The organism is Gordonia sp. SID5947 (assembly GCF_009862785.1).
Lineage (GTDB): Bacteria > Actinomycetota > Actinomycetes > Mycobacteriales > Mycobacteriaceae > Gordonia.
The window spans coordinates 3,937,512-3,963,040 of record NZ_WWHU01000001.1; the positions used below are offsets into that span (position 1 = coordinate 3,937,512).

At 64.3% G+C, this 25,529-nt stretch carries 19 protein-coding genes, 1 tRNA gene and 4 pseudogenes; 11 read left to right on the plus strand and 13 right to left on the minus strand.

Annotated features, from left to right (window positions below; translation table 11 throughout):
• Positions 1–99: 99 nt before the first annotated feature.
• Genes GTV32_RS18005 through GTV32_RS18015 form a run of 3 tightly spaced genes read left to right on the plus strand, consistent with a single transcriptional unit; the run spans position 100 to position 5,977 of the window.
• Positions 100–2,808, plus strand: a complete 2,709-nt coding sequence (locus GTV32_RS18005; RefSeq protein WP_161061478.1) for a DNA methyltransferase — start codon at positions 100–102, stop codon at positions 2,806–2,808.
• Positions 2,805–4,778: a DEAD/DEAH box helicase gene (locus tag GTV32_RS18010; protein ID WP_161061479.1), complete on the plus strand. Its 1,974-nt coding sequence runs from the start codon at positions 2,805–2,807 to the stop codon at positions 4,776–4,778. The genes GTV32_RS18005 and GTV32_RS18010 overlap by 4 nt, the downstream gene beginning before the upstream one ends.
• A 35-nt stretch (positions 4,779–4,813) precedes the next feature.
• Positions 4,814–5,977 carry a GIY-YIG nuclease family protein gene (locus tag GTV32_RS18015; RefSeq protein ID WP_237421580.1) on the plus strand — a complete coding sequence of 388 codons (1,164 nt, stop codon included), beginning with the start codon at positions 4,814–4,816 and terminating at the stop codon, positions 5,975–5,977.
• A 423-nt stretch (positions 5,978–6,400) separates the two neighbouring features.
• On the opposite strand, the gene GTV32_RS18020 is transcribed toward GTV32_RS18015, so the two are convergent.
• The 6 genes and pseudogenes from GTV32_RS18020 to GTV32_RS18050 form a co-directional block, all read right to left on the minus strand.
• The gene (locus GTV32_RS18020) at positions 6,401–7,048 is read right to left on the minus strand and encodes a hypothetical protein (protein ID WP_161061481.1); all 648 of its coding nucleotides are present in this window, start codon (positions 7,046–7,048) and stop codon (positions 6,401–6,403) included.
• A gap of 548 nt (positions 7,049–7,596) precedes the next feature.
• Positions 7,597–7,672: transfer RNA gene (locus GTV32_RS18030), tRNA-Thr, on the minus strand.
• A gap of 94 nt (positions 7,673–7,766) precedes the next feature.
• Complete coding sequence (locus GTV32_RS18035) at positions 7,767–8,627, minus strand: alpha/beta fold hydrolase (protein ID WP_161061483.1); 861 nt, start codon at positions 8,625–8,627, stop codon at positions 7,767–7,769.
• Positions 8,628–8,667: 40 nt separating this feature from the next.
• Positions 8,668–9,098: pseudogene (locus GTV32_RS18040) on the minus strand (VOC family protein).
• A 55-nt stretch (positions 9,099–9,153) separates the two neighbouring features.
• A complete protein-coding gene (locus tag GTV32_RS18045; RefSeq protein ID WP_161061484.1) occupies positions 9,154–9,624 on the minus strand; it encodes an AraC family transcriptional regulator in 471 nt (156 codons plus the stop codon).
• An 18-nt stretch (positions 9,625–9,642) separates the two neighbouring features.
• A pseudogene (locus GTV32_RS18050) lies at positions 9,643–10,238 on the minus strand (hypothetical protein).
• Positions 10,239–10,283: 45 nt separating this feature from the next.
• Here GTV32_RS18050 and GTV32_RS18055 point away from each other — a divergent pair.
• Positions 10,284–10,952 (plus strand): VOC family protein, encoded by a 669-nt coding sequence (locus GTV32_RS18055; RefSeq protein WP_161061485.1) that lies wholly within the window; start codon positions 10,284–10,286, stop codon positions 10,950–10,952.
• 66 nt (positions 10,953–11,018) lie between these two features.
• On the opposite strand, the gene GTV32_RS18060 is transcribed toward GTV32_RS18055, so the two are convergent.
• Positions 11,019–12,248, minus strand: a complete 1,230-nt coding sequence (locus GTV32_RS18060) for an NADP-dependent malic enzyme (protein WP_343287374.1) — start codon at positions 12,246–12,248, stop codon at positions 11,019–11,021.
• Between the two features lie 247 nt (positions 12,249–12,495).
• Here GTV32_RS18060 and GTV32_RS18065 point away from each other — a divergent pair, with 247 nt between their 5' ends.
• From GTV32_RS18065 to GTV32_RS18075, 3 genes and pseudogenes are all read left to right on the plus strand, one after another.
• A complete protein-coding gene (locus GTV32_RS18065; protein WP_161061486.1) occupies positions 12,496–13,149 on the plus strand; it encodes a GntR family transcriptional regulator in 654 nt (217 codons plus the stop codon).
• 56 nt (positions 13,150–13,205) lie between these two features.
• Positions 13,206–14,405 carry an MFS transporter gene (locus tag GTV32_RS18070; protein ID WP_237421933.1) on the plus strand — a complete coding sequence of 400 codons (1,200 nt, stop codon included), beginning with the start codon at positions 13,206–13,208 and terminating at the stop codon, positions 14,403–14,405.
• Between the two features lie 73 nt (positions 14,406–14,478).
• Positions 14,479–16,541 (plus strand): annotated as a pseudogene (locus GTV32_RS18075) (DUF6541 family protein).
• Here the strand turns inward: GTV32_RS18075 and galE are convergent.
• Both galE and rfbB read right to left on the minus strand, forming a co-directional pair.
• Positions 16,526–17,545, minus strand: a complete 1,020-nt coding sequence (gene galE, locus GTV32_RS18080; protein WP_161061488.1) for a UDP-glucose 4-epimerase GalE — start codon at positions 17,543–17,545, stop codon at positions 16,526–16,528. The pseudogene GTV32_RS18075 and the gene galE sit on opposite strands and share 16 nt — an antisense overlap.
• 144 nt (positions 17,546–17,689) lie before the next feature.
• Positions 17,690–18,694, minus strand: coding sequence for a dTDP-glucose 4,6-dehydratase (gene rfbB / locus GTV32_RS18085; RefSeq protein WP_161061489.1), 1,005 nt, complete (start codon positions 18,692–18,694; stop codon positions 17,690–17,692).
• Positions 18,695–18,752: 58 nt separating this feature from the next.
• Between rfbB and rfbA the strand changes: the two are divergent.
• Together rfbA and rfbC are read left to right on the plus strand one after the other, a co-directional pair.
• Positions 18,753–19,627: pseudogene (rfbA, locus tag GTV32_RS18090) on the plus strand (glucose-1-phosphate thymidylyltransferase RfbA).
• Positions 19,628–20,248, plus strand: coding sequence for a dTDP-4-dehydrorhamnose 3,5-epimerase (rfbC, locus tag GTV32_RS18095; protein WP_161061490.1), 621 nt, complete (start codon positions 19,628–19,630; stop codon positions 20,246–20,248).
• A gap of 40 nt (positions 20,249–20,288) precedes the next feature.
• On the opposite strand, the gene GTV32_RS18100 is transcribed toward rfbC, so the two are convergent.
• The gene (locus GTV32_RS18100; RefSeq protein ID WP_161062611.1) at positions 20,289–20,630 is read right to left on the minus strand and encodes a DUF2304 domain-containing protein; all 342 of its coding nucleotides are present in this window, start codon (positions 20,628–20,630) and stop codon (positions 20,289–20,291) included.
• Positions 20,631–20,635: 5 nt separating this feature from the next.
• Complete coding sequence (locus tag GTV32_RS18105) at positions 20,636–21,340, minus strand: glycosyltransferase family 2 protein (protein WP_161061491.1); 705 nt, start codon at positions 21,338–21,340, stop codon at positions 20,636–20,638.
• Between the two features lie 51 nt (positions 21,341–21,391).
• On the opposite strand from GTV32_RS18105, the gene GTV32_RS18110 reads away from it, so the two are divergent.
• Positions 21,392–22,264 (plus strand): glycosyltransferase family 2 protein, encoded by an 873-nt coding sequence (locus GTV32_RS18110; RefSeq protein WP_161061492.1) that lies wholly within the window; start codon positions 21,392–21,394, stop codon positions 22,262–22,264.
• Here GTV32_RS18110 and GTV32_RS18115 read toward each other — a convergent pair.
• Both GTV32_RS18115 and GTV32_RS18120 read right to left on the minus strand, forming a co-directional pair.
• Positions 22,207–23,478, minus strand: a complete 1,272-nt coding sequence (locus GTV32_RS18115; protein WP_161061493.1) for a polysaccharide biosynthesis protein — start codon at positions 23,476–23,478, stop codon at positions 22,207–22,209. The two genes, GTV32_RS18110 and GTV32_RS18115, sit on opposite strands and share 58 nt — an antisense overlap.
• A gap of 25 nt (positions 23,479–23,503) precedes the next feature.
• Complete coding sequence (locus tag GTV32_RS18120; protein WP_161061494.1) at positions 23,504–24,859, minus strand: M1 family metallopeptidase; 1,356 nt, start codon at positions 24,857–24,859, stop codon at positions 23,504–23,506.
• A gap of 239 nt (positions 24,860–25,098) precedes the next feature.
• Between GTV32_RS18120 and GTV32_RS18125 the strand changes: the two genes are divergently transcribed.
• Positions 25,099–25,524: a DoxX family protein gene (locus tag GTV32_RS18125; RefSeq protein ID WP_161061495.1), complete on the plus strand. Its 426-nt coding sequence runs from the start codon at positions 25,099–25,101 to the stop codon at positions 25,522–25,524.
• Positions 25,525–25,529 lie beyond the last annotated feature (5 nt).

The window sequence follows — 25,529 nt, forward strand, 5'->3', positions numbered from 1 at the left end:
CGAAGGGGCCGATCGAATGTGGCCGGTGCAAGCACGATGGGATGATGGATGCGCGGTCCGGCTGCGGGCCGGGTTTAGATTGAGCGTAGGAGTGCAGGTGTGGCTAGGTTGAATCTGAAGACGGTCGAGGAGCGGGTCTCACCGCTCGGACATCGTGAGTCCTACGATCGTGAGTTCATCTTCGACCTGCTGCTGGCCTACGGGAAGCCGAAGGGCAACGTCACCCGCTTGCGCAACGGGTCACTCAACGTCGCGGCCGATCCTGATCGTGAGGTTGCGCAGAAGAACGTCGTCTACTTCCGTGAGACCGAACGCGAGCCGCTGGCCGACGTTGAGGAGATGCGGACATCGCCGGACGTGGTTCGGTACAACCCTCGGTTCGTGATCGCCACCGACTACAACGAGCTGGTCGCGGTCGATATGAAGACCGGCGAGAACAAGGTCTTCCCGATCCGCGACATCGACAATCACTTCACGTTCTTCCTGCCGTGGGCCGGGATGGAGAAGGCGCAGTACACCTCCGAGGCACACGCCGACGTCAAGGCTGCCGAGCGGATGGGCAAGCTCTTCGACGAGCTGTTGCAGGCGAACCCGGACCTGATCGGTGAGCGGCATGGCCGGCACGCGCTGAACGTGTTCTTCACGCGGCTGCTGTTCTGTTTCTTCGCTGAGGACACCGGAATCTTCGGCGACGAGCAGTTCACCACCGCAGTCGGGTCGCATACCCAGGCCGACGGCTCCGACGTGCAGGAGTTCCTGACCGACCTTTTCAACGCTCTGGACACTGAGAAGCCCAAAGACAAGGCCAGCTACTTGTCCGCGTTCCCATATGTCAACGGTCGCCTGTTTGAAGTCTCCAACCAGCATGTGGTGCCAGCGTTCACCAAGACGGCCCGTGGGCTGCTTCTGGATTTGGGGGTTTTGGACTGGAGCGAGATCAACCCCGACATCTTCGGATCGATGTTCCAGGCGATCGTCACCCCCGGCAAGCGGTCGGACCTCGGGCAGCACTACACGTCGGTGCCGAACATTTTGAAGACAATCGAGCCGCTGTTCCTCGACGAGCTGAAGGAGGAGTTCGACGCCGGTTTCAGCCGCATCGCCAAGCTGGAGAAACTACTAGATCGGATCGGCGAGATCAGAGTTTTCGACCCGGCATGTGGGTCAGGGAATTTCTTGGTCATCGCGTACAAGGAACTGCGTCGTCTGGAGCATGCGATTCTCGAACGCCTCGCCGATCTAAGTGCCAAGCACCAGGTTCTGTATGCGGTATCAAGGATTGACATCGAGAACTTCTATGGCATAGAGATCGACGACTTCGCCGTTGAAGTGGCGATCCTGTCGCTGTGGATTGCAAAGCATCAGCTGAACAGAGAGTTCAGAGAGAAGTTCGGCGTCGAGATCCCTCTGATTCCCCTCAAAGAGACTGGGCAGATTCGCGCTGGCAACGCAGCGCGACTTGACTGGAATTCAGTGTGCGAAAACGACGGCGAATCAGAAGTTTTCATCATCGGAAATCCTCCATACGCGGGATCGACTATGCAGTCGAAATCTCAAAAGGAGGATTTCAAGTTTGCGCTAGGCTCGAACTACCCCAAAAAGCTTGATTATGTGGCCATTTGGTTCATCAAAGGCGCCGATTTTATCGCAGGAACTAAAGCCGAGCTTGCCTTTGTAACTACCAACTCGGTAGCGCAGGGCGAGCATGTCGCGTTGATGTTTCCCGGAATATTCGGAAGTGGACTGGAGATTGGATTTGCGTACACGTCTTTCAAATGGGAGAACAATGCGACGCGAAACGCAGGTGTGACGGTTTCCGTGATCAACTTACGGAATATCCGCGCAACTTCGAAATTCATCTACGCGGACGGCGTGCGGAGTCGGGTGGACAACATAAATGGCTATTTGGCTGACGCGTCAAATGTGAATTTGTTTCGGCGTTCTCGGGCGTTGAGTTCAATCCTTCCTCGAATGATATATGGCTCGAAGCCGTCTGACGGCGGGCACCTAATACTGGACGAACCTCAACGCGATCGCCTCCTGCGGGCAGCGCCGTCTGCATACGGCTTTGTAAAGCGATATATTGGATCTTCTGAGTATATAAACGGGCGATCAAGATGGTGTCTTGTAATTCCTGACGAGGATTTGCGTGCTGCGAGATCTATTCCTGAAATAGATCAAAGGCTCGACGCCGTGGCGGAATATCGAGGAAAATCCACCGAAAAATCAACCAGGGAAGTCGCGGAATTTCCGAACCGGTTCTATTTCTTTGGGTATAAGCCGACCGAGTCGATAATTGTGCCATCTGTATCTTCTGTTCGGCGCGAGTATATTCCAATCGGATATATGGATAAAGATACTGTAATCTCAAATCTAGCATATGCTGTTTACGACTCTGAGCCATGGGTCTTTGCGATATTGACATCGCAGATGCACATGGCTTGGACCCGCGCAGTGGGCGGTCGGATGAAGACGGACTATCGGTACTCAAATCTCATCGTCTACAATAACTTTCCGGTTCCTCCTCTGTCGGACGCAATGAAGGAACAGTTGACGGTGGCGGCGTTGCGGGTGCTGGATGTGCGTGAGTATCACTGCGATAAGACACTGGCCGAGCTCTACGATCCAGTCAAAATGCCCGATGATTTGCGGACTGCGCACGCCCAGACCGACGCGCTAGTCGATTCGGTCTACTCCAAGCGGGACTACGAGACCGATGAGGAGCGTTTGTCGGCCCTCTTCGATATGTATGAGCAAATGACGCATGCAGAGCAAGCGGCTAAGCCTGTGAAGAGGAGTAAGAAGTGAGCAGCACGGTGAACGTCGTCGACGTGGCATACGCGCAGACCGGTGCTTCGGTGAACACTGACGCGTTGGGTATGCGGGAGATGCAGCAGCGTGTGTTCGCCAAGCGCGAGGCCCCGCACCTGCTGATTAAGGCGCCGCCAGCCTCGGGTAAATCGCGGGCGTTGATGTTCGTGGGTCTGGACAAGCTGTACAACCAGGGCCGCAAGAAGGTGATCGTCGCGGTGCCGGAGCGTTCGATCGGGGCGTCGTTCTCGACGACGAAGTTGACCTCGCATGGCTTCTTCGCCGATTGGGAGGTTAAGCCCGAGCGAAACTTGTGCACGCCGGGGTCGTCGGCGGGCAAGGTCGATGCGTTTGTCGACTTCCTAGGCAGCAGTGATCCGATTCTGGTGTGCACGCATGCGACGTTGCGGTTCGCGTTCGAGCGGTTGGCGCCGGATGAGTTCAACGGCACGGTGTTGGCGATCGACGAGTTCCACCATGTTTCGGCCGATACCGAGAGCTCCCGTTTGGGAGCACTGTTGAAGGAGGTGATGGTCGGCTCGGACGTCCATATTGTGGCGATGACCGGCTCGTACTTCCGCGGCGACTCGGTGCCGGTGCTGTCGTCGGAGGACGAGGCACAGTTCACGCCGGTGACGTTCAACTACTACGACCAGCTCAATGGCTATCAGTATCTGAAGTCGCTGGGGATCGGGCATCACTTCTATCAGGGCCGTTACACCGAGGCGATCGGTGAGGTGCTTGACCTGAACAAGAAGACGATCGTGCACATCCCGAACGTGAACTCGGGTGAGTCGACCAAGGACAAGATCGAAGAGGTCGGGTTCATCATCGACACCATCGGCGACGTGATCGACACCGAACCGGACACCGGGGTCATCCGCATCCGGCGCAACGACACCGGTGAAGTGCTGCGGGTGGCTGATCTCGTCGACGACGCCGATCAGAAGAAGCGCGCCGATACCCTGCACTATCTGTCGACCGTCGCGGCGAAGGAGCGCGACGGGGTGGACATCATTATTGCCCTGGGGATGGCCAAGGAGGGCTTCGACTGGCCGTTCGCCGAGCACGCGCTGACCGTCGGTTATCGGGCGTCGCTCACCGAGATCATCCAGATCATCGGCCGGGTCACCCGCGACAGCCCTGGTAAGACGCATGCGCAGTTCACGAATCTGCTGGCCGAGCCAGACGCTGAGCGGGGCGAGGTAACGGTGTCGGTGAACAACATGCTCAAGGCAATCACTGCGTCGCTGCTGATGGAACAGGTGCTGGCGCCGAACTTCGCCTTCAAGGCCAAACGGGGTAACGACGACGCGCCTGAGCCGGGGACGATCAAGATCAAGGGGTTCAAGGAGCCGTCGAGCGAGCGGGTCAAGCAGATCATCGAGACCGACCTGAATGACCTGAAGGCCAACATCTTGCAGGACGAGACGTTCGCCAAGGCTGCGGCTGGCAGCGTTGACCCGGAGACCACGAACAAGGTCCTGATCCCGAAGATCATTCGGGATCGCTATCCGGACCTGACTGATGAGCAGGTCGAGGAGGTTCGCCAGCAGGTCGTGGTGGACTCGGTGATCAAGAACGGCGAGGTCCGCGAAGTCGGCGACAAACGGTTCATCAAGATGGCCGACACGTTCGTGAACATCGATGACGTCAGCATCAACCTGATCGACACGGTCAACCCGTTCCAGCGGGCGTTCGAAGTGATGTCGAAGTCGGTGACGCCTTCGGTGCTCAAGATCATCTCCGACGCGATCACCAGTACACGGGTGGAGATCAGCGAGGATGAAGCACTCGCGTTGTTCCCCAAGATTCAGAACTGGGTCAAGGTCAACGGGCGACACCCCGAGGTGCGCTCAGACGACCCCACAGAGAAGCGCTATGCAGAGGCTCTGTTGTTCCTGCGTAGGCTCAAGCAGCAGCGCGAGATCCAAAAGCGAGCGTCCGAAATGGGGAGCGCTCAATGACCTCTCGAGACAAGACGACCGCAGGAAGCGATCGCATGGTTGAGCACGACGCGTTCCAGAAACTCCTAGACTCCGACCTCGACGGCCTGCTGGACATGCCCGAGAAACCGAAGAAGGTCACCTCCAGCGATCGGTTGGAGCGGGCATTTCTGGAGATCGTAGAGTTCCGCCGCACCTACGGCCGGCTCCCAAGCCCGACGACGAGGGCGATCTCCGAGCGCAAGCTCGGAGCTCGTCTGGACGGCATCTTCGCCGACGACGACAAGATCCAAGCGCTCAAACACCTCGACGAGTTCGGTCTTCTCGACGTCCCCGAGGCGCCTCGTTCGATCGATGAGCTGCTGGAGCACGATCCGTTCGACTTACTGGGAGATGAGACCGGCATTATGGACGTCTCTGGCCTCCCGGCCCGTAAGCAGCGTTTCGAGACTGAGGAGGTGGCACGCCGTCGACCCGCTGAGGACTTCGCCGAGTTTGCTCCGATGTTTCAGCAGAAGCATGCGGAGCTGCGGGACGGTGCGAGCGAGTTGTTGCCGTATTCGGGGATGCAGCACATAGTTCCAGGTGCGTTCTTCGTGCTGAATGGTGTGATGCTCTTTGTCGCGGAGGTCGGGGAGACTGAGTACAAGAAATCGACTGTGCGCGAGAACAAACGCGAGCGCCTCCGCTGCGTCTTTGAGAACGGCACCGAATCGCGGATGTACAGGCAATCCTTGGGGATCAGGCTGGCAGATGAGGATGGTCAGATTGTCGTACCGCGAGAGCAGCCGGAGATCCTTACTGACGACGAGGTCAGCGGCTACATCTACGTCTTGCGTTCTCGAAGCACCGATCCGCAGATCGCGGGGATAACTGATCTGCACAAGATCGGCTTCTCGCGCGGACCGGTAGAGACCAGGATCAGGAACGCGGACAAGTCGCCCACCTACTTGATGGCGCCGGTCGACGTTGTCGCCACCTACCGCGTCTACAACACGCGTGTCTCAGTGTTGGAGAATCTGCTCCATCGCGTGTTCGCCGACGTGCGTTTGGACCTCACACAGGTCGACAAGACGGGCCGCAACTACGACCCGACCGAATGGTTCGTCGTGCCACGCAACGTCATTGATCAGGCAATCGACCTGATTATCTCGGGTGAGATCGTTCGCTACATATACAACGCCGACATACGCCGACTCGTCGAACGACGGGACGCGTGACAAGTAATGCAACGCTACGGCACCAAACTGCGTCGAAAGGGTGCAACCCGTCTGTTCTGATCGCACTCAGCCTAGCCCAACACCTGCTCACGGCCACGCGCTTGGCTGGGGCTGAGCGTAGTCCGGGACTGTGCCACGGTGGACGACCTTGCGTCCTCGTCCGGTGGGATCTGGTCGCCAGCGTGGAGCTCAGGGGTCAATAGGGCATCCGCAAAGGCTGCGACAGGGGCGGAGGTGGGCCCCTCCCCGGCCTGACCGGGAGGCACCCGCCGCGTACTGTCGGCCAAAATGTGTACGGGTCTTAAACCATGCCGAAATACGCTCTGAACTGGCCTTTTGGCCGATTAGGGCTACGCGGACGGCCTAAGGCCAGGCCAGGTGTCCTTGAAAGATATTGCCGCGCAACGTCGCTCGTGAACCGGTTCACACAGTAGCTAGCGCGTACTTGCCTTCGGTATGCATCTGCTGGGCGTTGTCGATTACACGCTTGAAGACGTCAATCATCGGGCTGTCTGGTGTCAGACCGAGGTCGGCAAGGTTCACACTAGATCCGCTGTCGTCGTCGGATACTGCCTCACTGCCACCGAGGGCTAGCCAGACAAGCATCTCGCTACCGTCGGGGTCCTTGCCTTGCGCGACAGCCCAAACCGAATCGAACGGTGTCATCTGCGAGGTGATTGATTGCAGCGTGTCCTCGAACTCCACCGGGACGAGGATCGCATCGCCGCTAGCGGCGGGTTGCTCGAAGAACCACCCGATCTCGTCGGCTGGCTGGCTCTCGACATATCTGGTCAGGAACTTCAGTGCATTGTCGTAACTGGGCGAATCAATCGCACCTCTCACCCAAACCCCGGACCCCTTGCTGGCCTCATGCTCGACCAACTCGCGGACAGGGGGCAAGTGATCGAGCCCTACTTCCAGAGAGAACGCAAGCGCTTCGCGGTACTGGGCCCGCGCACTGTCCATGCTGTCGGCACCGCCCACGACGCTCTCAGGCATTGAGTAGAACTGCCACTGGGGCCCGCCGGACATGCTTGAGCGGTAGACGACAGTCTGCGTGTCGTTAGCCATCAGCTCACCTCTCCTCGTGCATCCTGCGGAGTCAATCCGACATCGTTAACCAAGACACGCCGGACCATGTTCCCGCCAACTTCGTCCCCATTATGGTATGCGAAAGTGAACTTCTTGTGTTTGCCCTTGTATATACGATGTGATCCGCTCTGGCGGATTGGTTGTCCACAATGACGTCGGATGATGCGTTCCAGGTCGGACGCGCGCAACGACGGCCAGCTATCGCCCATATAGACCCGTCCACTCAGTCACCGGCCGATGCTAACGCACATTTTCGCAGTTGGCCGACAATTGCGACGGCACGGCCGCCGCGCAGGCGCGGTTTGAGTAGTGAGGGATCGGCCGCGGCGCCTCCAGCTTCGCGGCCACCTCCGAGGGTGAGACGAGGAGGCTCACCGCTGGAAAAGGGATGCCGAACATTGCGCCGCGCGTGTGCTCTGTGTGTGCTGGCGACCTCGCGTGTGCTCTGTGTGTGCTGGCGACCTCGTGTTTGCTCGTGTTGAACACTCACGAAGCAGCGCTAATTGCCCCTGAACTGCAGTTATTCGTGGAGCCGCCCAGGGGAATCGAACCCCTGACCTATTCATTACGAGTGAATTGCTCTACCGACTGAGCTAGGGCGGCGTGCTGCGCGAGGCAGCGCACACGAGTGTAGCGAGCCGGGTGGCGAGGACAAAACCGGGCTTGTCGCCGGCCGGCGCCGTCACCGGTCCCCTGATCACCCTGGATAGTCCTTCCCACAGGGCACCGGGACGCGGTGTGTCGGGTCGAGGCCGTTGCGGACGAGGGCCGCCACGGTGGGCGAATAGGCCATGCCGAGATGGCCGATCATCGAGCTCGGGCAGACGTCCTGCACGCGGGTGTTGACGACGTTCGCGCCCGGCGACATGAACGAGTTCTGCCACGGCGTCACGATCTCATCATGGGTGGTCGCCAGGTTGAGGTAGTGGATGTTCGGGTGGCGCGGGCCCCAGTCGTTCTCGCCCGGGCGGCGTGCTGCGGGAAGTCGATCGGTGATGTTGCTGGTGCGGGAGAAGCCGCGGTTCGGTGCAGCTAGACCGATGATCGTGTCGATCTGAGTTGCGCGGCCGGGCAGCTGGCTGACCAGTTGGGCGATTGCGCCACCCTGCGAATGTCCGACGATGTCGACCCGGCGGGCGTGTGTCGCCGCCAGGACTCGATCCATGAGGTCGGCGACCTGCCGCGCGGAGCGCTTCTTGTCGCCGAGTCCGCCGACGTTGCCACTCCAACTCGTCTGGCCGTAGGTCAGGCTGAACACGCAGAATCCGGCATTCGCGAGGGTCGGAGCGAGATACGCCAGATTGGCATTCTGATTCAGCGCCGTGCCGTGCAGCAGGATCACCGGGTCGCGCCCTGACCGGTCGTGGCAGTCGACATGGTTCGAACCAGATGGCGGAGTCGTGGCCGGCGTGCTGAATCCGGTGACGATGGCCGTGTTGACGTCGGTGGTGACGGGGAACGGCGTGGCAGCCGCGACACCCGCGAGGGCAACGGCGAGGACCGCCGAGATGGCCGTCAGTGCGGCGATCAGTCCGGAACGCTCGAGAGTGAGCTGCATGCGGTCATTCTGCCCCGGCGACCGCGGTCATCGCGGCAGATCAGGCCGTGGCCAGATCAGGAGAGAGCTGAGTGAGCCGCACACTGTTTCCCGACGGATCGCGGAAGCCTGCGTCGATCCCGTACGGCCGTTGCTCTGGGGCTCCGTGAACTCGACACCTCGTGCGGTGAGTGCCTCGTAGGAGGCCTGACAGTCGTCGGTGGTGAGAAAGATCGTGCCGGCGAATCCCTTGGCCGTGAGCGTGGCGATCTCCTCGTGTGTTCCGGCGTCAATCATCGGCGGGCCCGGGATGGCCATCAGGACGATCGAGACGTCGTCTTGTCCCGGCGGTCCGACGGTCAGCCACCGGAAATCGCCCATCTCTGCCAAGCTGACGTCCTGCCGGATCTCCATGCCGACCTTGTGCGTCCAGAAATCGAGGGCCTGATCCTGGTCGTGCACCCAAAGTTGTGCTCTGGCAACGCGCATCATGATGATCACCGTTCCTTCTCGGAATCTCGTTGGGGTGTGCTCGGCGATCCTCACGTTAGGAGTCGGCGACGTCGTGGTCTTCTTCCCGTGTGCTGTCTTCGGGAGGCGCTGTTGTGGGTGCGCGGGTCGTCGGGGCGGGGCGGCCGTAGACGCGGATCACGCACGCCGGCACCGGGACATATGCCCTCGCGGGTGGGAACGTCGACCGGTACGCGGTGGGCGGCTTGCCGAAAGCCTTAGTGAAACTGGTCGTGAACGAGCCGACGCTGGAGAGACCGACCGACATGCAGATGTCGGCCACCGACCGGTCGGTGTTGCGCAGCATGGCCGCCGCACGCTCGAGCCGGCGTGTCTGGAGGTACGCGTGCGGGGACTCGCCGAAAGTGGCGGCAAATGCGCGTGTGAAGTGCGCGCGCGACAGTCCGGCCGCCGACGCCATCTCGTCGACGGTCAACGGCTCGGCGAACTGCGCGTCGACCAGGTCCTTGGCGCGCAGCAGATGCCGAGCCGGAGGCGGCCTGGACATGATTCGATTATGCGCCGGCTACCGATCACGCACCGGACTTCTCCCGAGACGGTCGAGCAACGCCCGGCCGCGCGGCGACAGTTCGTATCCGACTTCGAGGCTGTGGGTCAGGCCCAGCTTCTTCAGCTTCCGCACGTCCAACTTGAAATCTGCTCTTTCCCTGCCCAATTCGGTGGCCAGCTCGGTGGACACCACCGCCGGTCTGCGGGCGATGATGTCGAGCACGGCCCTTGTCCACGGGCCATGGGTCGACCGTGCGTCGAGTCGCGCGAGCCGGGTCAACAGATCCTCGATGTCATCGTCGGAGAGGGCGTCGTCCTCCCGAAGCGCGATGCGGGGTCGGGCCCCACCCACCGCAGGCCGATACGGAACACCGGGTCGTCGTTGTCACGGAGCTTGGCGATGGCCTTCCCCGCCGATTCGAAGCCGGCGCGGCGCGCGTCGTCATCGGAGATGTCCTCGGTGACGATCTGTGTCACCGACATGATCTCGACGACACCGGCCGAGCTGACGAACGTCGACCCGACCGCGACACGTGGGACCCTCCATCGACGGAATGCCAGGTCGATGGAGCCGACTGCCACGCCTTGTGCCGTACGGGCGGGGAGGAGCACAGCGACAGGGTACCCAGGATCGTGTTGCGGTCGTAGGGTCGAAGGATGACCGGATCCAGCGGAACCCCTGTCAGCGCCGCGGCGGCCACCGAGGCACTTTCCGAGCCGTGGCGGGTGCTCGCCGACACCGTGTGTGCCGCGTACAAGACCGGCGGCATGGTGAAGGGCGGTGAGTTCGTCGCGAAGATCATCGATGCCGCGGAAGCTGTGCAGCACCATCCCGACATCGAATTGCGGTATGGTTCAGTGCATCTCGTGTTGACGACGCACAGTGCACACCGTCTGACGGAGGCTGATGTGGGACTCGCGAACACGATCTCGGCGATCGCGGCCGACCTCGACCTGCAGCCACTGCCGGCGCCGCCGGCCCGTTTCGATCTCGCCGTCGACGCCCTCGACATCGCCGGCGTCCGGCCGTTCTGGAAGGCCGTGCTCGGTTATCGGGACGAGCCCGAGAACCCGCACATCGACCTCACCGACCCCGCCGGCATCCTGCCGGGGATCTGGTTCCAGCAGATGGGTGAGGCGCGGACGGAGCGCAATCGGCTGCATGTCGACCTCTGGGTGCCACACGACGTGGTGGAGGACCGCATCGCCGCCGCCGTGGACGCCGGCGGACAGCTGGTGACCGACGAGTTCGCCCCCGAATGGTGGGTTCTGGCCGACCCAGAGGGCAACGAGGTCTGCCTCTGTACCTGGCAGAACCGCGACTGACTTCGGTTTCGTAGCAGTAGTACGCGCTCACCGCGTACTACTGCTACAAAATCCGGGAGGTCCGGCTCAGGCGACGCCCTCGGCCTTTGCCGCCTCGGCCACGGCGGCCGCGACGGCGGGTGCGACCCGATTGTCCAGCGGGCTGGGAACAATTCGGTCCGGCCGGATGTCGTCGGCGGCGACCGAGAAGATCGCTTCTGCCGCAGCGAGTTTCATGCGTTCGGTGATCCGGCGAGCGCCCGCGTCCAGCGCTCCGGCGAACACGCCGGGGAACGCGAGCACGTTGTTGATCTGATTCGGGAAGTCGCTGCGGCCGGTCGCGACGATCGCGGCACGCTTCGCGGCGACCGTCGGGTGGATCTCCGGGTCCGGGTTGGACAGCGCGAACACGATGGCGTTGTCGGCCATCGATGCGATCAGCGTTTCGTCGATCTTGCCCGCGGACACACCGAGGAAGACGTCCGCTCCGGCCAACGCCTCGGCGGGGCCGCCTCCGAGGCTGCGCGGATTCGTGCGCTCGGCCAGTTCCTGCTTGACCTCGTTCAGATCCTCGCGGTGGAAGCTGACGATGCCCTTGGAATCGAGGACCACGACGTCGGACACGCCGGCATGGCCGAGGATGTTGGCGCACGCGACACCGGCCGCCCCCGCGCCGGAGATGACCACCTTGAGGTCCCGCAGATCGCGTTTCTGCTGGGCCATCGCACCCTTCAGCGCGGCCAGCACCACGATGGCAGTGCCGTGCTGGTCGTCGTGCATGACCGGGCAGTCGAGGGCCTCGATCACGCGACGTTCGATCTCGAAACACCGTGGCGCGGAGATGTCCTCGAGGTTGACCGCGCCGAAGCTGGGGCGCAGGCGGATCAAGGTCTCGACGATCTCGTCGGGGTCCTTGGTGTCGAGCACGATCGGGATCGAGTTGAGTCCCGCGAAGGTGCGGAACAGGGCCGACTTGCCCTCCATCACCGGCAGCGACGCGCGCGGGCCGATGTCACCGAGACCGAGGACGGCCGAGCCGTCGCTGACGACGGCGACGAGCCGGTCGGTCCAGGTGTATTTGTTCACGAGATGGGTCTCGCCGTCGATGGCCCGCGACACCTGCGCCACACCTGGGGTGTAGGCGATCGAGAGGTCCCGCTGGGTGTCGATCGGCGAGCGCAACTCCACCGAGAGTTTGCCGCCGACGTGCGCCATGAAGATCTCTTCGTCGGTGATGGGCAAATCGTCGATCGACGGCTCGTTGAATGCTGCTCGGGTCTGCCGGTCGGTCGGGACGTTGTCTGCCGTGCTGGCCACTGTTCCTCCTGCGTAACCCGCGTCATCGAAGAGGCGGGTAGACGGTGGCGCCACATCGGCGGGGCGCCCGAAAACCTCGTCGGTCACAACCGCATCGGGTGGGCGTACCCCATCAGATGCCGCGACCGCCGCGTCCGGATAACGCAACAACCTGGGCGCGGAACCCGCTCAGTGTCCCACCGTGTGGACGGCCGGATCAAGGTGCCCCCGAATGATCGACGGGGACTATAAGATACAACTTGTGTCTATGTTGAGTGCTACCCCTGAATCGGCTGCTGAGCGCGTATATCGCGAGGTCAAGCGCCAAATTCTCACAAACGAGATTGCCGGCGGTGAGCTGATCAGCGAGGGGGAGGTGGCCTCGCGATGGACCGTCAGCCGCACTCCGGTCCGGGAGGCATTCCTGCGTCTGGAAGCCGAGGGATGGATGCGCCTGTATCCCAAACGCGGCGCGCTGGTGGTGCCCATCGGCGACCGTGAGGCGCGGGATGTGGTGGAGGCCCGGGCTCTCCTCGAAGGCCACGCGGTGCGGTCGGTCGTCGGTGACGACGCTGTCCGCAGCGCGCTCGCCTGCCGACTGGCGGAGAACCTCGCGGCCCACCGTGCGGCGGACCCGGCCGACATCGCCGAGTTCTCCCGGCTCGACGCCGAGTTCCATCAACTCATCGTCACCGCCGGCGACAATCCGTTGCTCGCCGACTTCTTCGTCGGTCTCGGGGAACGGCACCGACGGATGACGACCGCGAGCGTGCATCGGGACATCGCCGTCGCCACCAGGATTCTGTCCGACCACGGCGAACTGCTCGACGCCGTCGAGGCCGGTGACGCGGCAGCGTTCGAGACCGCGCTGGGCGCGCACCTTGCCGGGGTCCACGACATCCGGCCGGGGGACAGGTCATGAGCGTCGCTGTCATCGACCGCGAGGACACCGCGACGGCACTGACGCCGCGTCGCTGGATGCCCGTCTCCGCATCGGTGTTCGCCGCCGCATGGGGCGGCAACGAGTTCACGCCGCTGTTGGTGATGTACCGCCAGAACGGTGGCCTGTCCGACGTCGCGGTGGACAGCTTGCTCTTCACGTATGTGCTCGGGATCGTGCCGGCCCTGGTGATCGGCGGCCCCTTGTCGGACCGGTTCGGGCGTCGGCCGTTGATGCTGCCGGCACCGATCTTCGCCGCGCTGGGCTCTCTGCTGCTGGCACTCGGCCCACACTCGTTCGCCCTGCTGAGTGTCGGAAGGGTGGCCAGCGGTGTGGCGCTCGGTCTGTCGATGGCGGTCGGCGGCAGTTGGATCGCCGAGATCAGCGCCCGCGACGGATCGGGTGCCCCGGCCGGCGCGCGACGAGCCGCGATGAGTCTCACGGCAGGGTTCGGGGTGGGCGCCGGGCTGGCCGGTGTGCTGGCCCAGTGGGGTCCCTGGCCGACGGTCACGCCGTACGCGGTCAACATCGCGGTCGCCGTCGCAGCCCTGGTGTGGATGACGGGCAGCCCGGAGACCCGCTCCCGGCAGGAATGTCCGGGGCGGCTGCTCGACGACCTGAAGATCTCCGGTATCGCTCAACGTCGGTTCCTGCTCGTCGTGCTGCCGGTCGCCCCCTGGGTGTTCGGTGCCTGCGCGTCGGCGTATGCGGTGATCCCGGCCCTGATGACCGCGCACACCTCTGGCGCGCCGATCGCCTTCGCGGCACTGTGCTGCGTGCTGGGGCTCGCCGCCGGTTTCGGTATCCAGTCCGTCGGTCGCCGCATCGACGACCCGCACGGGGTGCGCGGCGTGGTTCTCGCCCTGGTCGTGCTGGCCCTCGGGATGGCCCTGGCAGCGGCCGCGGCGGCGATGCTGACGATCTGGCTGTCGCTGCTGGCCGCCGCAGTGCTCGGCTGTGGGTACGGCATGGCGATGATCTCCGGTCTGCTCGAGGTCCAGCGGATCGCCGGTCCCGGCAACCTCGCGGGTCTCTCGGCGGTGTTCTACGGGGTGACCTATCTCGGCTTCGCGGTGCCTGCGGTCCTCGCGTGGACGTCGCAGACATGGGCCTCGATCACCTACCCGATGATGTTCGGCGTCGGCGTGGCGGCGGCGTCCGTCTGCCTGGCGACCGTCGCGCTCGCGCACCGCGCCGACAGGGCCGTCGACCCGCGCGACACCTCCGCGACGACCTGATCCGCTCGGACACCGGTCGTGTGGTGACCGGTAACCTCATCGTGGTTCTTCAGGGCGTGGGAGGGTGCGGGCGATGTTGCTGGGCGCGTGGGTGACCGTGGTGACGGCGCTTGTGCTGGTGGTGCCCGGCGCGCTGGTCGGCCGCCGGATGACATTGCCGTGGCCGGTGGCGATCGCGGCCGGACCGCCCATCACCTTCGCGATCGTGAGTCTCTTCACCGTGCTGTACTCGGCCATCGGGTTCGAGTGGAACGCGGTGACCGCCCTGGTCGCATTCGTGATCACGCTGCTCATCGGATGGGCGTATGCGGCGCTTCTGCGGACTCGACGACTTCGTGATCTGGCACCGGAGGTGGCCGACGACGACCCGCCACTGACGCGGCGCGCCGCCCTGCCGTTGGTCGGTGGTGCCGCGATCGGCGGGGCGATCATCGCTATCACCTGCATCCGGCCGCTGGTCAAGACCGCGTTTGCGGGCTGGGCAACATCTCACAGGTGTGGGACTCGCTGTGGCACGCCAGTTCGCTGCGGTGGATTCACGAGACCGGTGTCGGCTCGGCGCTGCGCATGGGCGAGTTGATGAACTACGACACCCACGGATTCAACTATTACCCCAACACGTGGCATGCCCTCGGCGCCGTGCTGTTCCCGCTGACCGGTGCGGACCCGGTCGAGCTCTACAACACCTATTCGCCCGCGGCGCTGGCCATCACGGTGCCGTTCGGTGTCGCGTCCCTCGCGTACTGGATGGCCCGCCATCGCTTCGACACGAACCGGTCGGCGGTGCTCGCCGGCACCGCGGCGGCGGTGTCGGCGCTCTTCCCGTCGCTGCCGTATGTCGAGATCCAGCTGACGTCGGTGCCGAATGCGGTTGGGGTGTCGATGGCGCCGATCGCGGCGATCTTGATCATCGGCGCGGTGCGCGATCGTCGACGCGTGCTGCCGGCCGCCCTCGCCCTTGCAGGTGTCTCCGCGACGCATCCGTCAGGCCTCATCCTGGCGGTGGTGATCGTCGCCCTGTGGTGGCTGTGCGAAGGATTGTGGCGGCCGGCCCATGGGCGTCTGCGTGACCTCACGACCCTGGTGGTGGTCGGCCTGGTGACATTGGTGGGTATCGCCCCCGTGGTGGCCGGGACCATCAAGGTGTCCGACACCAACGAACTGCCCTTCTTCGATTTCCGCGAGGAATCGGTCAGTGTGCTGAACGCGCTCGGTCAGGCGGCGTTCAACGGCACCATCCCGTTGCAGGACCACTACCCGATCTGGGGCCTGATCATCCTGACCCTGATCGGGCTCGGTGTACTGGTGTGGATGCGGTGCTGGGCAGGCCTCGCCGCGTGGCTGGTCTTCGTCCTCGTGACCGCCAACTCAGTTGTCGCACTGGGACCGTTGACGTATCCACTCGGTGCCGTCGGCGGCTACTTCTACAACTCACCGCACCGACTGACGTTCGTGGTCGCGATGCTGTCGGCGGCCGCGGCCGGGATCGCACTGGGTGCGATGGCACTTGGTGTCGCGCACCTGGTGGCGCGGCGGGTCTCTCCCGAACCAGCGCCGGTGCGACCGCGGTCGGCCCGATGGGTGGCGCCGACCGCGGTGCTGGTGCTGTTGCTGGTGGTCGCCGGGGCCGGTGTCTGGCGATACCCGTCGGACGCGCAGATCGCGTCGAAGCAGCGTGACGGCAAGTACGTCGGACCAGACGACCTCGTCGCGTATCACTGGCTCGAACAGCAACCCGGGGTTCGCGACACACTGGTGATGAACAATCTGGACCAGGGCACCGGCTGGATCTATCCGGTCACCGGTGTCACGCCGATGTTCCCGTTCTACCGGGCCAACGACTTCTCGCAGCGGCAGCGCGACCTGTACTGGGGCGTGAGCCAGATCGGTGCCGACCCGCACATCGACCAGATCGTGCGAGACATGAACGTGCACTACCTGATCGACAGCCCGTCCAGCTACTGGCCGTTCCAGAACGGTGTGCCGGACCCGGAACACGGGGTGCAGGGCGACCCGTTCCTGGCGTTACGGGAGCGCGGTGCGCCGGGGCTGACGCCCGTCTTCCGGCGCGGCAACGTGACGATCTACCGGGTGAACGACTCGGTCTTCACAGCCCCCGGTCAGGCGTCCGGATAGCCGGTCGGGTTCTTCGACTGCCAGCGCCAGGTGTCGGCGCACATGTCGTCGATGGTCTTGGTGGCGTACCACCCGAGTTCGGCGTTGGCCTTCGCCGGGTCGGCATACGACGCCGCGATGTCACCGGCACGGCGGGGGGCGATCTCGTAGGGGATCGGCCTTCCGCTCGCCCGTTCGAATGCCTTGATGACTTCGAGGACCGAAACACCCTGTCCGGTACCGAGATTCCAGACCGACATCGGGGCGGTGCCCACGCTGATGCGATCCAGCGCGGCGACATGTCCGGCGGCGAGGTCGTCGACGTGGATGTAGTCGCGCACACCGGTGCCGTCGGGGGTGTCGTAGTCGTCGCCGAACACCGACAACTTCTCCCGGCGTCCCACGGCGACCTGGGCGACGAACGGCATCAGATTGTTCGGGATGCCGCTCGGATCCTCGCCGATGTCGCCGCTGGCATGCGCGCCGACCGGGTTGAAGTAGCGCAGCGCGGCGATCCGCCACCGATCGTCGCTCGCGGCCACATCGGTGAGGACCTGCTCGATCATGACCTTGGTCCAGCCGTACGGATTGGTTGCCGACGTCGGCAGATCCTCGGTCATCGGGAGCTGCGGTTCGGCGCCGTACACGGTGGCCGACGACGAGAACACCAGCGTCCGCACGTCGTGCCGCCGCATGGCGCGTAGCAGCGAGAACGTGCTGTCGAGATTGTTCTGGTAGTAGTCGAGCGGCTTGGCAACCGACTCGCCGACGGCTTTGAATCCGGCGAAATGGACCACCGCGTCGATCGGCTCATGAGCGAACAGGTGCTCGGTCTTGTCGACGTCGGTGAGGTCGAAGGAGTGGACCGGGATGGAGGTGCCGGTGAGGGCTTCGAGCCTGCCGATCACCGTCGGCTTGGCGTTGCTGAAATCGTCGACGACGACCACATCGTGGCCGGCCTCGACGAGACGGATGACCGTGTGCGAGCCGATGTAGCCGGCGCCGCCGCTGACGAGTACGCGCATGATCACCACCGTATGCGGCGCAGCTGAGAGGTTGCCGGGTGGCCGCTGTGTGCTGTGGGGGTGATCTCGATACGACGCCTCGCTCCGCTCGGCATCTACTCGATCGGCGAGGGGCGATCTACTCGATCGGCAGGTTGCGGGGCCTCAGCCGATGACCTTCTCCGTCGCGGCGTAACCCTGTTCGACCGCTTGCTTGTTCGGTTGCCACCAGTCGGCGTTGTCGCGGTACCAGTCGATGGTCGCCGAGAGCCCCGACCGGAAGTCCACATACTGTGGGCGCCAATCGAGTTCGGTGCGCAGGCGGGTCGAGTCGATCGCGTAGCGGCGGTCGTGACCGGGGCGATCGGTGACGAAGTCGAACGCGTCGGCGGGTTGCCCGAGCAGTTCCAGGACGGTTTCCACGACGGTGCGGTTGTTCACCTCGCCGTCGGCGCCGATCAGATAGGTCTCGCCGATCTGACCCTTCTCGATGATGGCCCAGACCGCGTCGTTGTGGTCGTCGACGTGAATCCAGTCCCGCACGTTGAGCCCGTCGCCGTAGAGCTTGGGTCGCACTCCCGAGAGCACGTTGGTGATCTGGCGGGGGATGAACTTCTCGATGTGTTGGTACGGGCCGTAGTTGTTCGAGCAGTTGGAGATGGTCGCGGCCAGCCCGAAGGACCGAACCCAGGCACGCACCAGCAGGTCGCTGCCGGCCTTGGTGGAGCTGTACGGGCTCGACGGGTTGTACGCGGTCGACTCGGTGAAGCGGACCGGATCGTCGAGGTCGAGATCGCCGTAGACCTCGTCGGTGCTGATGTGGTGATAGCGCACACCGTGGCGGCGCACCGCCTCGAGCAGGCTGTAGGTGCCGACGAGGTTGGTCTGCACGAACGCGGATGGGTCGGCCAGCGAATTGTCGTTGTGGGATTCGGCGGCGAAATGCACCACGAGGTCGGTGGCGGCCACCAGTTGGTCCACCAGGTCGGTGTCGGCGATGTCACCCTTGACCAGGTCGATGCGATCGGAGACCGCCTGCAGGGTGGCCGGGTTCGCGGCGTAGGTCAGCTTGTCGAGCACGGTGATCTCGACGTCGGGACGCTGACGGAGGGTACGCAGCACGAAGTTCGCGCCGATGAACCCGGCGCCCCCGGTGACCAGAACGCGCATAACCCGTACCCCTTTCGCATTGACGCCGCTCACCCTACCGTCGCCTAGGCTGTGAGCCATGCGCGGAATCATTCTCGCCGGCGGCACCGGGTCCCGTCTGCACCCGATCACGCAGGGGGTCAGCAAGCAGCTGGTGCCTGTGTACGACAAACCGATGATCTACTACCCGCTCTCGACCCTGATGCTGGCGGGCATCCGCGACATCCTCATCATCACCACGCCGCAGGACAGTGACGCGTTCCGCGGCCTCCTCGGCAACGGGGAGCAGTTCGGCATCTCCATCAGTTACGTCACCCAGCCGTCACCCGACGGACTGGCGCAGGCCTTCGTCCTCGGCGCCGATCACATCGGCAACGACTCGGTTGCGCTCGTGTTGGGCGACAACATCTTCTACGGACCAGGGCTCGGCAGTCGGTTGCAGGGATTCGAGAATGTCGACGGCGGAGCGATTTTCGCCTACTGGGTGGCCGATCCGTCCGCCTACGGCGTCGTCGATTTCGACGGCGACGGCCAGGCCGTCGCCCTTCAGGAGAAGCCGGAGCATCCGCGTTCCAACTATGCGGTGCCTGGCCTCTACTTCTACGACAACGATGTCGTGGAGATCGCCCGCAACCTGAAGCCCAGTGCTCGTGGGGAATACGAGATCACCGATGTGAATGCGAACTACCTCGATCGAGGGAAGCTCGCGGTGAAGGTGCTGCCACGCGGTACCGCGTGGCTCGACACCGGGACCTTTGACTCGCTGCTGGATGCGGGCAACTTCGTCCGCACCGTCGAGCAGCGTCAGGGCCTCAAGATCGCGGTGCCCGAGGAGATCGCCTGGCGCAGAGGATTCATCGGCGACGACGATCTGCGTTCCCGGGGGAAAAACTTCGCAAATCGGGTTACGGTGCCTATCTTCTCGAGCTGCTCGAGCGTGGAAAGGGATTCTGAATGAAGGTGCGGCCGCTGGCCATCGACGGCGCGTGGGAACTCACACCAGTCCAGCACGGTGATGCGCGCGGACTGTTCGCGGAGGTGTTCAAGGGCGACTTGCTCGAAGAGGTGGTCGGCCATCGGCTCGATCTCGCTCAGGTGAACCTGTCGGTATCGGCGGCGGGGGTGCTGAGGGGCGTCCACTTCGCCGACGTCCCGCCGGGGCAGGCGAAGTACGTGACCTGTCCGTCCGGCGCGATCCTCGACGTCATCGTCGACATCCGGGTCGGCTCACCGACTTTCGGGACCTACGACACCGTGCTGCTCGACGATGTGGACCGCCGCGCGGTCTATCTCTCCGAGGGGCTGGGCCACGCCTTCTGTTCGCTGGCCGACGGCTCGACGGTCACCTACCTGTGCTCGACCGGATACAACCCGACCGCTGAGCACGGCATCAATCCGCTCGACCCGGAACTCGCCATCACGTGGCCGACCACCGCCCGTGACGGCACGCCGCTCGACTACGAACTGTCGGCGAAGGACACCGCTGCGCCGGGACTCTCGGATGCGCGGGAGAGCGGACTGCTGCCCGAGTACGCCGATGTCACGGCCTACCTGAGGTCGTTGGCCGACGGCTGACCGATCGGCGGCAGGCGTCGAGACCGCCCCGCTCCCGCCATCACGTTTCCTTCTGGTTCTCCGAGTTCTGAAGCGCAATCGCTCGCGCGAGCCTCGCATACTTGATCTCGATCTCACGGAACTTCAGATAGGTCGACACCGTGGTGAACGCGAATGCGATCACCAGCAAGAACAAGACCAGGTCCAGTCCGCGCTGGATGCCGATCTGATTGGCCATCCAGGTCACGTCGTCCTGGCGCAACATCGCGTACACCCCGAACACCACGAACGCGACGAACAGGATCTTCACTCCCGCCGACGATCGCGCCGTGCCGCGATTGACGATGAAGAACGTGACCAGTGCCACGATCCCCACGATGGTCACGATCTGCAACCAGATCATCGCGCTCACTTCCTCATCCGGGTGTGCAGCAGGCCGTCGGCGACGATGTTCACGCCGTTGATCAACGACTGTCCCTTCGCCCGGGAATAGTCGGTGTACAGAATCGTCACCGGTTGTTCGGTGACGCGCCATTGGTGATGGTCGATGAGCGCGACGAACTCCGACGCGTGGCTCATGCCGTTCATGATGAGGTCGAGCTGGTCGGCCACCGTCTTGTTGAAGGCGCGCAATCCGTTGTGCGCGTCGGTGAGTCCCAGTCGCCGAGTGCGCGGACTGAGAAATACGATGGTGCGCAAGGCCATTCGACGAATCATCGGTACCGACTCACTCCGCCCCTCGGCGAACCGGGTGCCGACCACGATGTCCACCGGTTCGGTGCGGAGTCGCTCGACCATCGCGACCACATCGTCGACGCGATGCTGGCCGTCGGCGTCGAAGGTGACGAAGAAGCGTGCCCCCGGCTGGGCGCGTGCGTACTCGACGCCGGTCTGGATGGCCGCCCCTTGGCCGAGGTTGACCGGGTGCCGCACCAGACGGACGCCGGCCGAGGCGATCTCGGCGGCGGAGTTGTCGGTGCTGCCGTCATCGACACAGACGATGTTGGGGAAGACCTTCGCCGCGTCCGAGGCGACCTTCCGGATCACCTGCGCCTCGTTGTACACGGGTATCACCAGCCACACGTCATCATTGCTGGTGGAACCGGAGACCATGTCGGTTACCCTAGCCGAGGTGTGGGGGCATCCCGGCACTAGTCTGGTCGCGTGCCGATCGACGTGATGATGCCCTTCTACGGCGACGTCGCGCAGTTCCGGCAGGCCGTCACGAGCGTGTTGGCCCAGCGTGACGGAGACCTCCGGCTCGTGGTGATCGACGACTGCTACCCCGATCCCGAGCCCCGCGAATGGCTGACCTCACTCACTGATCCGCGGGTCCACTACCTGCGCAATGAGACGAATCTCGGGGTGAACGGCAATTTCCGACGCTGCGTCGAGCTCGTCGAGGCCGAGCATTTCGTGGTGATGGGCTGCGACGACGTGATGCTGCCCGATTACCTCGGCACCGTGCGCGCCCTCGCGCGCGACCACCCCGATGCGGTGGTGATCGCCCCCGGCGTGGAGGTCATCGACGACCGAGACGATGTGGTGCGTCCGCTCGGCGACCGGATCAAGGCGTTCCTCACGCCCAAGCCCGCCGTCGGTGCGGCGGCGACGACACTGACCGGTGAAGCCATGGCCACCAGCCTCTATCACGGCAACTGGACCTATTTCCCGTCGTTGCTGTGGCGCACGGCGGCGGTTCGGGACGTCGGCTTCCGTCCCGGGCTGGAGATCGTCCTCGACCTGGCGTTGTTGGTTGACCTCGCCGCGACGGGTGGTTCGCTGGTCCACGACCCGACGGTGGTGTTCCGCTACCGGCGTCACGAGGCGTCGGTCAGTTCTGTGCAGGCTGTCGACGGTCGACGGTTTGCCGAGGAGAACGCGTTCTTCGCCGTCGAGGCCCGGCGATGCGCCGATCTCGGCTGGCATCGGGCCGCGCGCGCCGCGCGCTTTCACGCGACATCGCGGCTGAATCACGCTCAGTCGCGCGTACTGACGGCCATCGCCGCGCTGCGCCGCGCGAACGCGAGACCATGAATCGACATCCCGACGATGGGTCCGCCGATCAGGGCGATCGCCACTCGGCCCTCGACCCCGAGCGGCACCAGCAGTAGACCGGCCGACGCCAGCGTGGCGACCCACCATCCGGTGGCGTACCAGCGGTGCGAGCCGACCGCGATCGCGGCGGCCCCGGTCACCGTCAGCAGGGCGAGAGCGGTGGCACCGAGCGTGAACGCGGCGAGGGTGACGCCCGCGAGCTGGAAATCGGCCCCGAACACGGTGGTCAGCAGCCAGGGGCCGACGAGCCATGCGGCCGCCGAACCCACCACGCCGATCGCCGCGACCACCGCGACGGGCGCACGCAGAGCCACCATCAGATGGCGCCTGCCGTCGACGAAACGGGTGATGAGCACGCCCTGGAAGCTGTTCAGCGGCACCAGGAGCGGTGCCCGGGTGAGTGTCACGGCCAGCACCACCGCCCCCACGGTCGCGGTGTCGGCGTCGTCCCCGCCGGTGGCGTTGATCAGTACCGGGAAGCCCATCACCAGCACCGCGCTCGCGGCGGCCGCGGCCATCGCGGTCACCGTGTTGCCGGTGAAGTGCCGGGGCGTGACGTCGCCGTGCAGACCGACCGCGGCCCGTGCCTCACTCGACGTGAGCAGGACGGCCATCCACGACACCGATCCGATCACCGTGATCACCAGAAATGCCGTCACCTCACCGTCGAGGGCCACCGCGACGACCGCCCCGACCAACCGGATCAGTGCGTCGACGGAGAGCAGGACCGCGAACGGACCCCAGGCCAGCGCTCCCGACAGCGCGCCCGCGAGATGTGCGTAGACCGCGAACGACGCCACGCCGACCGAGAGCAGCAGTACCGACAGCCAGCGTTCGTCGGTGAAGACCTGACCGCTCCACAGCGGTGACGTCGCGGCCACCAGGGCCGCGAGCACCAGGCCGATCGTCGTGTTGATCAGCCACGGACGTGCGCGGAGGCGGTCGGCGGGCGTGCGGTGAGTGTCGAGGGCGGCCCGCACGGCGCGGGTCGTCTCCTGGAGCTGGCCGTTCTGGGTGCCGGTGACCATGCCGTAAGCGGCCCAGAACACCGCGAAGACGGCATAACCCGCGGCACCGAGATGACGTGCGGCCAGCAGCAACACCAGATATCCGGACGCGGCGGCGATGAGTGTGGCGACGGTGACGCGCCCGATGGTGCCACGGACCGGCCCCTGGTCTACGTCGTCGGACATGGGAGATCCACCGATCTGACCGGTTTCAGGACGGCCCGGGAAAGGCCGGCAGCGCGGCGGTGAACAGCCAGTCGTCCCAGAGCGGGCCGAGCGACATCGTCGAGTAGTTCGCCGCCAGCGCGATGAAGTCCTCGGTGGTCGCCGACCCGTACCGATACTTGTCGGTCCATCGACGCAACAGCGCGAAGAAGTTCCCGTCGCCGATACTCAGGCGCAACGCGTGCAAGGTCAGTGCGCCGCGTTTGTAGACCCAGTCGTCGAACATCCGGCGCGGCCCGGGGTCGGTGAGCGTCGCGCGGACAGGGTGTTCGGCGAGCTTGTCGTAGTAGACCCGCGCCCACTCGGCGGCGCTCCGGCCGCCGGAATGCTGGCTCCAGAGCCACTCGGCGTAGCAGGCGAATCCCTCGTGCAGCCAGATGTCGCGCCACCGGGACAGTGTCACCGAGTTCCCGAACCACTGATGCGCCAGCTCGTGCGCGACGAGTCGTTCGGCATGACGGGTGCCGTCGCAATGGTTGGCGCCGAAGATGGAGAAGCTCTGCGCCTCGATGGGGATGTCCAACTCGTCGTCGGTGATCACGACGGTGTAGGCGGGGAACGGGTAGGGGCCGAACATCTCGACGAACGCCTCGACCATCTCGGTCTGGCGGCCGAAGTCGATGTCGAGGTTGTGCATCAGTCGATGCGGGAGGATCGCTTCGACCGGAACGGGTTTGGTGGCCAGTGTCTTCTTCTTGTACATCCCGATCTGGACGGACGCGAGGTACGTCGACATCGGCTCCACCTGTTGATAGACCCAGGTCGTCTGCGCCGCACGCGTGCGCTTGGACTCGAGCACGCCGTTGGCGAGCGCGTAGTAGGGACTGTCGGTGGTGATGGAGATCCGGAATGGGGCCTTGGCGCCGGGATGGTCGTCGCAGGGGAACCACGACCCGGCGCCGTTGGGCTGGTTGGCGCAGAGCGCGCCGTCGGTCAGTTCTTCCCACCCGACCTCGCCCCACGGTCCGCGGATGGGTCGTGGCGACCCGGAGTACCGGATGACGATGGTGAGTGCGCCGCCCGGAGGGATCGGAGCCTCGGGTGTGATGGCCAGCTTTCGGTTCCGGTGGCTGTGGCGCGCACGCTTGCCGTCGATCGTGACCCGTGACACCGACATCGACGACGCGAGGTCGAGGGTGAACCTGCGTAGCTGGATGAACGACGTCGCGGTCAGTGTCGCGGTGCCGGCGAGCCGGTTCGGCGACACCTTGTACTCGAGTTCGAGGTCGTAGCGGGAGATCCGGTAGCCGAGGTTCCCGTTGTCGGGCAGGTAGGGGTCGAGGCCATCGAGTGGAGCGCCGAGGAGGGGTTGTCGCAGGCCTCTGCTCGACTTACCCGGCACTGACGCTCCTGCCTGACCGATACGCACCCCGGGCACACGTTCACCTGAGATGATCCGATGGATGGATGCGCCGCAGAGGTACGGGTTGCGGCGCGTATGTCCCACGGCGGCGGTGAGCCGTCGCGGACACTTAGGTTACCTGCCGCACCCGAGGTACACGCGGCAGTGGCGCTCGTGAGAAAGTGAGGATCCGAACCGGACTACAGTCCGGTTATCTGGGTCGGGACGAAAGGAAGACCATGTTCGGCGTACGCAGTGTGACGTTCTTCTTGGCACGGCTGATTCTCGGCTACATCTTCATCATGCATGGCTGGCAGAAGCTCCACACGAACGGAATCAGCAATGTGGAGAAGAGCTTCGACGCGATGGGTGTCCCGGCTCCTGACCTCGCCGCGCAGTACGCGACGTGGGTCGAATTCATCGGCGGCATCCTGCTCATCCTGGGACTGTTGCTGCCGCTGGTGTCGATCCTGTTGATCGCGGACATGATCGGCGCGATCGCCTACGCGCATTGGGATCACGGATTCTGGAACAACGACGGCGGGTACGAGCTCCCGCTCGCGCTGATCGGCGGACTGCTCGCGGTCGGCTTCGCCCAGTCGGGTGGTGCCGCAGCCGATCACTACGTGTTCCGGCGTCGTCGCCGGACCGCCGTCGTCGACTGATCGTC

Bases quoted from the DNA above. Each gene is read 5' to 3' on its own strand.
- rfbC (WP_161061490.1), top strand. From the start codon at position 19,628: ATGAAGGTGCGGCCGCTGGCCATCGACGGCGCGTGGGAACTCACACCA.
- GTV32_RS18115 (WP_161061493.1), bottom strand. From the start codon at position 23,478: ATGTCCGACGACGTAGACCAGGGGCCGGTCCGTGGCACCATCGGGCGC.
- GTV32_RS18020 (WP_161061481.1), bottom strand. From the start codon at position 7,048: ATGGCTAACGACACGCAGACTGTCGTCTACCGCTCAAGCATGTCCGGC.
- GTV32_RS18055 (WP_161061485.1), top strand. From the start codon at position 10,284: ATGACCGGATCCAGCGGAACCCCTGTCAGCGCCGCGGCGGCCACCGAG.
- GTV32_RS18035 (WP_161061483.1), bottom strand. From the start codon at position 8,627: ATGCAGCTCACTCTCGAGCGTTCCGGACTGATCGCCGCACTGACGGCC.
- GTV32_RS18105 (WP_161061491.1), bottom strand. From the start codon at position 21,340: ATGGTCTCCGGTTCCACCAGCAATGATGACGTGTGGCTGGTGATACCC.
- GTV32_RS18100 (WP_161062611.1), bottom strand. From the start codon at position 20,630: ATGATCTGGTTGCAGATCGTGACCATCGTGGGGATCGTGGCACTGGTC.
- galE (WP_161061488.1), bottom strand. From the start codon at position 17,545: ATGCGCGTACTCGTCAGCGGCGGCGCCGGCTACATCGGCTCGCACACG.
- GTV32_RS18065 (WP_161061486.1), top strand. From the start codon at position 12,496: ATGTTGAGTGCTACCCCTGAATCGGCTGCTGAGCGCGTATATCGCGAG.
- GTV32_RS18070 (WP_237421933.1), top strand. From the start codon at position 13,206: ATGCCCGTCTCCGCATCGGTGTTCGCCGCCGCATGGGGCGGCAACGAG.
- GTV32_RS18015 (WP_237421580.1), top strand. From the start codon at position 4,814: ATGGTTGAGCACGACGCGTTCCAGAAACTCCTAGACTCCGACCTCGAC.
- rfbB (WP_161061489.1), bottom strand. From the start codon at position 18,694: ATGCGCGTTCTGGTCACCGGGGGCGCCGGGTTCATCGGCGCGAACTTC.
- GTV32_RS18045 (WP_161061484.1), bottom strand. From the start codon at position 9,624: ATGTCCAGGCCGCCTCCGGCTCGGCATCTGCTGCGCGCCAAGGACCTG.
- GTV32_RS18125 (WP_161061495.1), top strand. From the start codon at position 25,099: ATGTTCGGCGTACGCAGTGTGACGTTCTTCTTGGCACGGCTGATTCTC.